Consider the following 11,508-nt stretch of genomic DNA (forward strand, 5'->3'; position numbering starts at 1 on the left):
TAAAACGTGATTTGCGCATCGTCTGTTCTCCTTGTTCTCACGAACGTTACAAGAACAAACTCTCCTTTTGAATGGCCAGGATTCTTGGGGGCAGGTCAGCGGGGGCGCGCGCAACAAGGTCGTTCCGGCTCAGCTGCGCGCCCGCCTGCGCCAGGGGGACAACCAGCTCGAGCAGATCGACGCCGCGCTCGCGCGCCTGGGCAATTCGGAAATCGCCGCGACCTCGAGCATCCATCAGGAGGTTCTGCGCGAGCTGAAGCAGATCAACACCTGCTTCGTAATGGTGGCCTATCCGATCCTGACGGAAAGCGGCGATCTTCTGGAAACCCGTCTGCGCCGGGCAGAGGCCTGAACTCAGGCTTGTCCGTCCGTGGGCTTGGCCGCACCCGCCTGCGCGATACCAAAGTTCCAGGCGATGATCGCGTTCAGCACCGCCACCCCCAGCAGCGAGGCCAGCACCTTGTCTGGCGGCAGCACGAAGGCCGCCGACAGGAAGATCAGCGCGTCGAAGCCCATCATGAACCAGCCGGCGCGAAGGCCAGTTCTTTGCTCGACCACCAGCGCCAGCACCGCCATCCCCCCGGCCGAGGCATTGTGCCGGAACAGCGCGACCAGCCCCAGCCCGGCCGTGCTGCCCGCCAGGATCGCCGCCAGCACGGTCGGCAGCGCCTCGAAGCGGACCATCTCGGACAGCCACGGCGCCAGCAGCGAAATGCCTGCCACGGCGGCCAGTGTCCGCAGCGTGAAGGCCGGGCCGCGCCGTGTCCAGGCCAGCAGCATGAAGGGCGCGCTGATCGCCATGAACAGAAGCCCGAAGCCGAGCTGCGTGACGTAGGACAGCAGCACCGCCAGCCCCGCCGCCTTGAGGAACAACACGCCCAAGCTGGCCCTGAGGATGCCGAAGGCAAAGCCCTGCAGGTCATAGAACGGGATCGGGGCTTTCATCGCATCGCCTTCGCTGTGTCCGTGGCGGGATATCACAGGCGCCCCGGCCTGCAAGGGTCGGGATCGGTCAAGACGCTCTCTTGGCAAGAGCCGCCGTTGCGGGCTAAAAGGCGGGCGGAGCAGTGGTCGAGTGGTCTAAGGCAACCGACTTGAAATCGGTCGGGCCAGAGATGGTCCCGTGGGTTCGAATCCCACCTGCTCCGCGCGCGAGTTACTGTCGAGGGTCGGGAACTCCCAGGGGTGCGACCAGTAAAGGCCCGTCGAGAGGTTCCACGAGGCCCCCCAGACCTGCACGGCAGCGTCGTATGCTTCGATGAACGCCGCACGAAGCTCCGGCTGATCAGTCTCCACCATAGCCGCGGCGGCCGCAAACAAATCCCACAGCCGATCAATGTCGCCCTCGCCGCGCTTGTCCCCGTAGCGGAAGAACCAGGACCGCTGGTTGTTCAGGACAGGAATGCCATCGAAGGACGCGAGCGGCTCTTCCTCCATGCCGATCAGCTTTGCCAGCGCGCCGGCAATCATGCGGCGGTTGTCATCCGTCATCGAGCGGTTGAACGTGCCCATCGCGGTGAAGGGGCAGATGTCGCGCAGCGGCCCGGTCCCGCCTTCGGGATAGCGGTCCTGCAGATAGCTGAGCCCGGCCGTGTCCTTTGCGATGGCGTGGATGCCCTCGATCAGCGGCCGCCGGTCTGCCCGGTAGTCGAGCAGCTTCGCCGCGACCGCGCGGTAGAACCCCGTCCAGCGGAACCGCCGCTCGCCATCGATGTCGCCGAACCGCTCGCGCCAGAAGGGCTCGTTTCGGAAGCGGTCGATGTCCTGAGGCTGGCCGTCGAAGGCGAAGGCCAGCAACCCGTCCTCCATCCAACCCCCCGGCGTGACCCGCCAGACCGTCGCGCGATTAGTGTAGAAGTACCATTCGCGTGGCGGCTCGGCCGGTGCCCAGTCGACCCGTACATGTTTGCCGTCGTCGGGGTTCGCGGTGATCGTTCCGGTCGCCTTGATGGCCATAACCGATACGGTGTAACCGCGATTGTCGAACGGAAGACCATGCTTGCGGGTGTAGGAGGACTTGATCGCGATCCTGTCCCCCGGCCGCATGGCACGAACGAGATCGCCGTATGTCCCGTCCTCAAAGCCGTTCTCCCATATGCCCTCGGCAAGAAAACGAGGCACCTAATCCTCGGTTTCGTTGTAAACGGCGCCGACAAACCAAGACGGCCTCGTGTTTGAAACTTCCGACATTGCCTAAAATTCCCGTCTATGCCGCCATTCGACTTATTATTGAGGCGACATAGGTGTCTTTTTGATCCTCCATGAACAGCACATGCATATCCTCTAGTTCCTGGATGGTCTTGCCCCAGTTGAGCTTGCCGAACCGCGTCGGCGTGACGATAAAACTGTTCAATACAACGTTTTCTCTGGCGAGCCTTGCTTGAATGCCCTTGATGACATGATGGAACTCAATCTTCTTGTGACCCGGACCTTCATGCTGAAGGCCATGGGGCTCGACGAAAGCCAAGTGCTGTTTGCCGTCTTTCAAGAGCCATAGGAGGAAGTCGGGATAGAAATTTCCTGCCTCGAAGAAGCCAACTCCGCGCCCGCGGCCTTCATTCCGAAGCAAGAATAGTTCAATTCCTTCCGCCGCCAGCCTTGCTTGATCTTTCTCGACAAACAGGCGCAAATCATCGAGGAACTGGAATTCGCTCTCACTCAATGAAACTGGTGCAATCTGGACTTTGCTTCCCTTGGTCGCATGAAGCACCGGCTCGTAAAGGTGCGTGCCAAACAGGCAGCCTTTCAAGTCGCCAGCACGCAACACCCCGACTTTTCGAGCGGATATCTCGCTGGTGAGATTCTGGATGTCGTTAATAAGCGCTGTTTCGCTGGCATCGACGATGAGCTGGTATTCGTCCACTTCAGGCAGGCTTCCGTCACCGACTTCGATCTCACGGAGTTCAAGACGTGGCTCAATAAAGGCTGCCTTGCAGTAGCTGTAGTATTCTTCCAGGAATTTTTGTAGCAGCTCCGACGCCATCTCCTGCCAGAGAGAAACGTTCCCGAAATCCGAGAACTCCATCTTCCCTGAAGGTACGACGACCTTGTACCACGTCCGATCAGTGAGCAGCCCCCTGATCATAGGCTTCGAAATATTGACATTGTGCCAGGTGCGCTCTCTCTTGAACTTCTCAAGCCGGAAGAAAAGCTCATCATAGTCGAGGAAGTCCAGGTGACCATCCCCGAAAACGGTTTCCTCCTTGGTGCCCAGCCTAGTGCCCTTTTTGGATTCGAGTGACTGGATACGGGGATACCAATCTATCGCGACGCCCTTTTGGCGTATCTTCTCTGGGACCAACGTCAGGGCCGGCACAGCGCCGTCCCTCTTGAAATCGTACTCTCGACCGTCGCTCCGCTTCTTTCGAGGGCGCAGAACCTTCAGGCGCTTACCAAAGTCGTATGTGACCGTCAGCGGAACTGTGAAGACTTGCTTCTGATCGTTGCGGGGTAGCTCTTCCTCTTCTAAGAACTTCCGGAAGCGCTCCATGAAGTCGGCCTCGATCCCGAAGACATTCAGGGTCTCGACGTACTGTATGAGTTCCGGTTGATGGGTAGGGGTGGCGAAGCCGCTGCGCTTGAGCGACCAGTCATGCCCCTTTAGCCGGACGCCCCGCCCGAAAAGCTGAATGATCTGCGCGCCTTCGCTCTTGCCGACATGCATTAGACCGAGGGTGCTGACACGCCAACAATCCCAGCCCTCGACAAAGCGCTTGGAACCGATGAGCAGATTGACCGGGGAACTGGACAAGTTGATTTGCCCGAACATCGTTTCGGCAAACTCCGATTCGAGGACCCCTACGTTGTCGAACGCCTGCTCAGCGATATGGGTCGCCAAGCCAGAAGCGTCGCCGACGTTGATGAGTCCGAAGGGTTTCTCTGCCTGGCCGACACGCAGCATGATCTCATTGTCGTCGCCCTTGATCCGGGCGATCGACAACTCGCCCCCGGCCCGGTTGTGGAAGAGCTTGTCCAGGATGTCGCGAAACAGGTCGCCAGCCTTCCAGCCCTCCCGAAGCATGAGCTGTTGAAGGTAGACGAACCCCCCGGCGAAGATGTCGCCGCCGTTCTCGTCGAGGAGACCGGTCTCCTGAGCGTTGCCGGTCAGGATCCGCTGGATTTCGGCGGCAGATATATCCTCGCTCTTCAGGAATTTCGCGATGAAGGCGAGGATCTTGCCGACGTCAGAGACTGTAGCCTTCTCGGCCTTCGATCCGGTGGCCTTGGTCACGCTGGAGCCGACGAAAACCCAAAGCGGCTTTTCGATGTTGTAAGGAGTATAGACTGTTTGCTTGTCCTCGTAGAGCTTCAGCTGCTGGTAGAAGCTCAGAAGGCACGCTGTCAGGTATGAGAATTCAAGTTGCGAGAAGGTCCGAGGAAGGTTGAAGATGCGGTAATCCTTGCCGTAGCCGTCCTCGTAGAAATACCGATATGAATAGTCGAACAGGATCGTCTTGGCGTACGAAGCCTCGATATCAGGGCGCTTGGCGGCCGAGACAGCTTCCTTCAGTGTCGCCGAATACTCGAAAACAAAACCCTTCTCAGAAAGCCGCGCTCGGTTTGCAAACCAGCCTCGTTCGTCTTGGCTCGCCATTCCACGGTGCGCCTCGTCCACCAGGAGGAGGTTCTGGTCGCCTAGATTGCGCGTCGCGATGACGTTGGGGCCGTCGGTTTCACCGAGCTTGGTCACCTCGGTGTAGTCCACCTGACGGAGCCCGCTCTTGCCCGAGGACAGCAGGTCGCCGCTGTCGGTCAGCAGGCGCGACGCAACGATGTTGCTGCCCCGCATTTCCCGCGCATGCTGCAGGGAAAGCTGCTCGTTCGGCGTGATCAGCACCGTCCGCGTCAGGTCGTGCTTGAGCGGCGATTTCGAGGCGTAGAGCCGGAACTGAAGGAAGTTGACGTGCATCAGCAGCGTTTTCCCCGAGCCGGTAGCGTTCTGCAGGCAGAGCTTGTTCAGGTCGTCGAGCTCGCAGGGCGTGATCCCCGTCTCGTATCCCTCATCGGTCCAGTACTTGTTAAAGCCTTCTACGTAGGCGTTCAGCGCGTCCAACAGCGCGGCACGGTCGGAAAAGAACCGGTCGAGATAGATCTCAGCAAACAGCAGCGAGAGCCACTGGTAGTACTTCCAGACGATCGGACGGTCGCGCTTCTCGTTGATCGCCAGCGTGTGGCTGACGATGTTGTGCTCGTAGCGCAGCAGGTCGGCCCGCGTGATCTCGGCGCCCGCCTGCAGGTGGACGTCCAGCGACTTGTAGAAGTGGTGCAGGTTCTCGGCCGTCATGCCCTCGGGCGCGTCCTTAACCGTCTTGGCCAGCGGCTGCACCGGCCGGAGCGTGCGCTTGCCGTCCTTGTGGTCCTTCAGCGGGTCGAAGCCGAACAGGCTGACGATCCACTGGTTGAGCACCAGCTTGTGGCCGAAGGGAAGTGGTTTGATCTTGGATTTGGGCTTTCTAGCCATCGCTCAGCCCTCCACGTCCCACATCGCCTGGTGGAACGCCTCCTCGATCAGGCGCACCTTCCAGGTCTCTTCCGCCTGGCGAAGATTGGGCAGGTTGTTGGAGCCGTTCACGTAGATCACGTCGAATTCGGTGTCCTGCGCGGAGAGGCGATATTTCCGGACCCACTCGTCCAGCATCAGGTTGTCCTGCTCGAGATCGCCGGTCAGCTTGCGCCAGACGACCAGCACCTTCTCGCGGTCGTTGTGGTCGCCCGGGGTGCGCAGGGTGTAGCCCTCGACCTTGCGGAAGTGCCAGGCGCCGTCGTCGGTTTCCTTCAGCGCGCCATCGAGCATCAGCCGCGTGTTCGTGTCCTCCGGCAGCTCTGGATCGACCTCGCGCTTGAAGGCGGCGTCGTAGCCGCGCCAACGGTCGAGATGCTCGACATGCAGGCCGATCAGCCAGTTGAATGTCTCGACCAGGTCCACGGCCTTCTCGACATACTCGTCCGTGCCGGGCTTCTTGATCTTCAGCTTGTAGGCGGTCGGATCATCGAACCATTCGATGTTCAGCAGCGACGGGCTGCCCTTGGTCTCGAAATCGAGCCAGTAGCGAACCATGTAGTCGCGCGAGAAATTTATACCAGCGTTTTCCGGTAGCTGCGAAGGCGTTAGAGCAAGATTGTTGAGAGCATCTTCATACGATTCCAAACGCAGGTACTTGATCATCTGACTAATTCCATCACGGGTCACCGGCTTCCCGCTTTTCCACTCAGATGAATAAACGGCCTTAATGGTTCGCGGGAGCGTAACTCGATCGAAGTAGTCGCCCATCTCAACCAGCGTGTACTTCCAATGAATATCTTCCCGTGCGCGCCGAACCACTATTACTGCATGCGCTGTTGTAGCAGAGCCCCCAAAGTAATCCAGAATGTGTGCGTCTTTGCGGCCATAGGTCTGCATTCATAGACCATCGACCATTGTGTACGGCGATTTGGGATAATCAAACTCGCCGCCTAGCCCCATTGCACTCAGGAGATTCGTTCCATGTATTCCGGTGTTATATTTCTTATCCGTCCAGTTGCTAAAAAGAGTCTCGCGCTTGCCATTGTGGTCAATCGCTTGATAGACGGTACCAGCCTCAGAGGCAAAAAGCTCACCATTTCTAGCCCGCCGCTTCCCAGTTTCGTAACTTGAGCGCCAAACACGCTCCTCACCCCGTGAATTAATGGGGTAAATTCTTATCAGGCCTTCATCAGTAACCCCAGTGGGGTAATCCTCCCCCAACGGAACTGGCGGCTCCGCGTCAACGATGCCCCCGGTATTAGGATCACGCAAGAGAGCATAGAAACTCCTCCAGCGGCCGTACCGGAAGTTGTTTTCCGCAGAGCCGCTCCTCATGAAGCTCCGGTCTTCATTGTCATCCTCTTTCGGCTCACCAAGATACTGGGGCGCGCTCGAGGGCGATGCCAGAAGATAATATTCATGAGTGCGCGACAACCGTCCGCCCGAGCCTTGAGGATGATGGTTCACGATTACAGTTGAGTGTTCCAGCGTTGGGAACTCTGTTCTCAGCATTGTAGCAAGTCGAACGTGCTCGTAGTCATCGATTGCTGCTCCGAAAGAAAAAGTATCCGCCCAAAGGGAGGGGACAATCTCGAGTCCATTCCTAATCAAACTCAGCCAGGATGAGTGTTTGAAATCGTTCTTGTATGCGATTTCGGAGTGCACAGTATTATATGGTGGATCGATGTAAATCGCATGTATTGATTTGCGCCGTTTTTCCAACAGAAGCCTTAGCCCTTGCGAATTTTCGGAGCGAACAAGCGTGCCTTCGGTGGTTTCATCGAGCTCCTCCAGCTCGGAGACAAGCCTATCCCGGAAGTCCGCGCTGAAGAGACTCGTATTGACTAGAAGAGTCTGGTTATTGGCAAGAAATTCTTCCTTGAGGGGCGCTGAATAGTTGTCAAGCTCGTCAATCGCAAAAAGCCGAACCCATTCCTCCCGTTGCGCCTCGCTCGCCGCGATCTCCGGATAGAACTCCTCCGGGATGCGGTCCAGCGTGATGCAGTACTGGGTGTCGACGACGAATTTCTTCTTCAGCCACAACCGCTTCTGGAAGTCCTCGAGCTGGGCGAGGAAGTCGATCAGGTGCCGCGCGACGCGGCGCAGCACCTTGACCTTGGCCAGGTAGGCCTCCACCCGCGGCGCATCGACGGACTCGATGTCGTCCAGCCGCATCACCTCGTTCTTGATGTAGAAGTCCAGCTCGCGCCGCAGGAACTCGCCCAGATCCTTGTGGATGAAGTAATCCATCGTGTTCCGGGCCGTGTACTGGGCCAGGTACTTCTCCAGCAGCGTCCGGTCCTTCTCGGCCTCGGTCGGCGCCGGGGTCATCAGCGCAGTTACATAATCGCCTGCGCCTTCCAGCGTGGGCAGCAACGCCTTGACCTTCTGGGCCGCTTCCGCCAAGCGCGTCTTGCGCCAGGTGCCCTCCTGGCCGGTCTTCTCGGGGTCCGGGCGGTACTGGAACTGGATCACCAGCTCCGGCTCGCCGGTGTCGCCCGTCTCGATCTTCACCGGCTCGGGCTCGTGGATGATGAAGTAGCGTTCGGTCTGCTCGGACGCCTTGACGTTGTTGTGCTCGCCCTCGGACGCCGAGACGATCCGGCAATGGACCTTGAGCGGCTTGTGCTCGAACAGCGCGCCGTGCTTGTCCTTGAACTCTTTCGCTTGCGTTGGGTCGAAGGTGAAGTTGGTCAGGTACTCGGACGTCTTGATGTAGTACTGGTCGCGGTTGGCCCAGTGCAGATAGACCTCGCGCCCGTCATATGGGACGGCATAGGGGGCCGCCTTGCCGTCGGTCTCGCGCGCGAAGTAGCGACGGCTCATGAAATCGCCGTTGTCGTAGTAGCGCTCGAAGAAGCGGTAGAGGTGGTCGTAGACGTCGCCCTCATTGCTGCCGCTTTCCTTGGCCGCATCCCAGGCAGCCTTGGCTTCCTTCACTTTTCGGGTCGGCATCTGGATCGGGTGCGCCGAATTTCTCGGCCTGCTTGCGCGCTGCCTCATAGGCGGCCTTCGCCTGCTCGACACGGACGCCGTCCGCCTCGCCGAAGGCATCGCGGATGATGCCCAGCAAGTCTTCCTCGAGAAACTTGGTCACCTGGCCGGCCTTCGCGTGCATGATGCGATAGAAGCCGAAGTCCAGGTCGGGCTGGTCGAGCTGGAACAGCTCCTTCAGGAGGCTGATCAGGCGTTCCCTTTGTTTCTCGACGTTCGGCATGTGACGGGTTTCTCCTGCGTTCTGTTGGCTCATACGACCGCCCACCGGACGGCGAAGAGCTCTTGTCTGCTGATATCCTGTTGGAGGCGGGCTTCCAGGTCGGAAATCATCTGGTCACGTTCCTCGATGATCTCGTCCTCCACCTCGAAGATGCGCTGGCGCAGCCGGCGCTTTGACTTTTCCAGCTCCTGGATCTGCGTCTGGATGCGATGCTGCTGTGCTGGCTCTTCGGCCGTTCGCGCCTCGCGCTTGAGCTCAAGGATCCGCGTCTTTGCGTCCTTCAATTCCTTCTCGGCTGCGAAGACCTTGTCCTCCGCCCACCTTTCGAGCTTCTGGCTCTCGGCAAAAACCACTCCGCGTTCTGGCGCTTCAGGGCCTCGGTCAAGGCTTCTTCGCGTGCAGCGAGCGGGGCCTCCAATCGGAAGTGATCGATGGTCGCGACCCCGTCTGTGATACGGCAGGGCATGTCGAAAAGGCGCCGAACGACATCTTCTTCGATCAGCTCGCCCTCATCGGTCATCGCCGCGAACAGGATGTGGTCCTGCGCATCGAAGCCGGAGAAGCTGAGGCACCGTGCCGCGAGGATACCGCCGCGCCCCACAAGCGGTTCGATGCTGACGGCCTTGGCTGGCCATGCTGAGTAATCGAATGCCAGAGAGGCTGCTTCGAGGGTTCGGCCCTTTGCGCGCTCGATGACATGCTGCGCCAGCGGGTGACCCAAACGGTATCTGTGTTCGCTCAGACCGTTCTTGGCGATCCCGTAGCCTCCAGCAGGCACAGCAAGCCCACCTGGCGGCTCCTTCAGCGTGAAGGTGAGGTGTTCGTCATCGAACTGAGCTCGGTCGCGGAGCTCATGCCGGGTCACCGCCCAGAGCATCCTCTCGTATCGTCCGATGTACTCCTTGCTCTTATCGAGATTGATCTTCAAGCGGTCATGAACTTCGGCGTCGAAGTTCTCCAGCAGCTTCCGTCGAGTGTCCTCCATCGCTGCGCTGATGTTCTCGTCCATTTCGCCACGAAGTTGGGAGAACTCGGACTCGATCTCCTCTGACGTACGACAATTCTGGTAAATGGAGGCGATCCGTTTCTCGAATTCGACCCCCGACTCAATCGATCCAAGGACCTCATCCGAGGCACCGAATACCCCGGAGAATAGTTGAAATTTCTCAGCCAGGAGCTCGTAGACACGTTGGTCCGCCGCGTTGCTCTTGTTTAGGAAGTTGACGACAACAACGTCATAAAGCTGGCCGTAGCGGTGGCATCGACCGATGCGTTGCTCGATTCGTTGGGGGTTCCAAGGTAGATCATAGTTCACCACGATGGAACAGAATTGCAGGTTGATGCCTTCTGCGGCGGCCTCTGTTGCGATCATTATCGACGCACTCTGGCGGAAGTACTCGACCAATGCTGCACGTATGTCGGCCGTCCTTGAGCCAGTAATGCGATCGCTACCTTGGTGCTTCTTTAGCCAGGAATCATAGATCTGTTTGGATTGCGCGTCGGTGTTGGACCCGTTGAAAAGAACGAGTTGATCGCCGTAGCCGTTGTCTGACAGAAGTCGCACAAGATACTCTTGGGTGCGGCGCGACTCCGTGAAGATGATGGCTTTCTGGGCGGCACCAAGTTCTCTTGTCTTGGCAAAGCCGGCGCTCAACGCGCTGAGAAGCGCTTGCCCCTTCGCGTTCTCAGAAATCGAAACAGCGAGATCGCGGAACTCGCGCAGGTCGGAGATTTCCCTCTTGATCGCGTTCACATCTTCCGGGGACAGCAATTCGGGCTGATCATTCCCTTCTGGCCACTCGTCTGCCAGTTCATCGAATTCCTCGTAGTCTTCCGCCAGTTCCTCCTCGAGCTTGCTCCGCAGGTCAGTGTCCTGCTTGAGTTGCCGCTCAAGCTTCCGCGCAAGGGAGTCGAGAGCGCCTGCGATGGCGAAAGTTGAGGATGCGAGCAGCTTCCGCATGATCAGCGTCATGAGGGTTCGCTGCGATGACGGCAACGCGTGCAGAGAAGGCCTTCGGAGGTATTCCGAGACCATGTCGTAAAGCGCCTGCTCTGCCGCAGTTGGCACGAACTCCTGCGTGATGGGAATGCGATTCGTATACCGGATGTATTCGAGCACCTGGCGACGAAGCGTTCGATGGCAGACGGCTTGCAGTCGCTGCTTCAGTTCATCGAACTGATCATCACCTGTCAGTCGCGCGTACTTGGCACGAAAGCTCTTGGCGTCACCAAAAGTGAAGTCATCAATCAGGCTAACGAGTCCATACAACCCCATCAGCGAGTTCTGCAGCGGCGTAGCTGTCAAAAGGATTTTGGGCGCGTTCATGAGTGCACCCTTCAGAGTACGTCCGATCCGATTGTCTGGCCGGTATACGTTCCTAAGACGATGCGCCTCGTCGATTACCACCAAATCCCACGGAATAACCATTAAAGACTCGGCGTGCCGTGCCGCAAATTGAAAAGAGCAGATTATAAGGCGTTTCTGATCGAATGGGCTACGCACCTCGCCCTTCGACATTTTGGTGTGATTCTTTGCCTCGAGAATAAGACTCGGAAGGAAAAATTTTTCCTCGACCTCTTGCGACCACTGCTTCCGCAAGTTGGCTGGCGTTATGATTAGAATGCGCCGTTTCCCTTCGGCCCATTTCTGAGCGAGGACCAGCCCAGCTTCGATTGTCTTTCCAAGGCCCACCTCGTCAGCCAGAATTGCTCCTTTCGAGAGCGGTGACTTGAATGCAAACAGCGCAGCTTCAACCTGGTGAGGATTGAGGTCCACCTGCGCGTCCAA

The 11,508-nt window shown here is 58.5% G+C and carries 8 protein-coding genes and 1 tRNA gene; 2 read left to right on the forward strand and 7 right to left on the reverse strand.

Annotation, left to right across the window (positions count from 1 at the left end; translation table 11 throughout):
* The first annotated feature begins 67 nt into the window (after positions 1–67).
* Complete coding sequence (locus KY389_RS14775; RefSeq protein WP_219831747.1) at positions 68–352, forward strand: hypothetical protein; 285 nt, start codon at positions 68–70, stop codon at positions 350–352.
* Between the two features lie 2 nt (positions 353–354).
* On the opposite strand, the gene KY389_RS14780 is transcribed toward KY389_RS14775, so the two are convergent.
* Positions 355–945, reverse strand: coding sequence for a YitT family protein (locus tag KY389_RS14780; protein WP_219831740.1), 591 nt, complete (start codon positions 943–945; stop codon positions 355–357).
* A gap of 116 nt (positions 946–1,061) precedes the next feature.
* Between KY389_RS14780 and KY389_RS14785 the strand changes: the two genes are divergently transcribed.
* Positions 1,062–1,148: transfer RNA gene (locus tag KY389_RS14785), tRNA-Ser, on the forward strand.
* 1,058 nt (positions 1,149–2,206) lie between these two features.
* Here KY389_RS14785 and KY389_RS14790 read toward each other — a convergent pair.
* The 6 genes from KY389_RS14790 to KY389_RS14815 all read right to left on the reverse strand — a co-directional run.
* The gene (locus tag KY389_RS14790) at positions 2,207–5,461 is read right to left on the reverse strand and encodes a DEAD/DEAH box helicase family protein (RefSeq protein ID WP_219831741.1); all 3,255 of its coding nucleotides are present in this window, start codon (positions 5,459–5,461) and stop codon (positions 2,207–2,209) included.
* Positions 5,462–5,464: 3 nt separating this feature from the next.
* The gene (locus KY389_RS14795; RefSeq protein WP_219831742.1) at positions 5,465–6,400 is read right to left on the reverse strand and encodes a site-specific DNA-methyltransferase; all 936 of its coding nucleotides are present in this window, start codon (positions 6,398–6,400) and stop codon (positions 5,465–5,467) included.
* Positions 6,401–8,443 carry a DNA methyltransferase gene (locus KY389_RS15780; RefSeq protein WP_219831743.1) on the reverse strand — a complete coding sequence of 681 codons (2,043 nt, stop codon included), beginning with the start codon at positions 8,441–8,443 and terminating at the stop codon, positions 6,401–6,403.
* Positions 8,391–8,720, reverse strand: a complete 330-nt coding sequence (locus tag KY389_RS14805; RefSeq protein ID WP_219831744.1) for a hypothetical protein — start codon at positions 8,718–8,720, stop codon at positions 8,391–8,393. The genes KY389_RS15780 and KY389_RS14805 overlap by 53 nt, the downstream gene beginning before the upstream one ends.
* A gap of 29 nt (positions 8,721–8,749) precedes the next feature.
* Positions 8,750–9,004: a hypothetical protein gene (locus KY389_RS14810; protein ID WP_219831745.1), complete on the reverse strand. Its 255-nt coding sequence runs from the start codon at positions 9,002–9,004 to the stop codon at positions 8,750–8,752.
* Positions 9,001–11,508: SNF2-related protein (locus tag KY389_RS14815; RefSeq protein ID WP_219831746.1), on the reverse strand; the 2,508-nt coding region annotated here is incomplete at its 5' end. The genes KY389_RS14815 and KY389_RS14810, both read right to left, overlap by 4 nt.

The sequence above is a fragment of the Paracoccus bogoriensis genome (assembly GCF_019431455.1).
Taxonomy (GTDB): domain Bacteria; phylum Pseudomonadota; class Alphaproteobacteria; order Rhodobacterales; family Rhodobacteraceae; genus Paracoccus; species Paracoccus bogoriensis.

Bases quoted from the DNA above. Each gene is read 5' to 3' on its own strand.
- KY389_RS14780 (WP_219831740.1), bottom strand. From the start codon at position 945: ATGAAAGCCCCGATCCCGTTCTATGACCTGCAGGGCTTTGCCTTCGGC.
- KY389_RS14790 (WP_219831741.1), bottom strand. From the start codon at position 5,461: ATGGCTAGAAAGCCCAAATCCAAGATCAAACCACTTCCCTTCGGCCAC.
- KY389_RS14795 (WP_219831742.1), bottom strand. From the start codon at position 6,400: ATGCAGACCTATGGCCGCAAAGACGCACACATTCTGGATTACTTTGGG.
- KY389_RS14805 (WP_219831744.1), bottom strand. From the start codon at position 8,720: ATGCCGAACGTCGAGAAACAAAGGGAACGCCTGATCAGCCTCCTGAAG.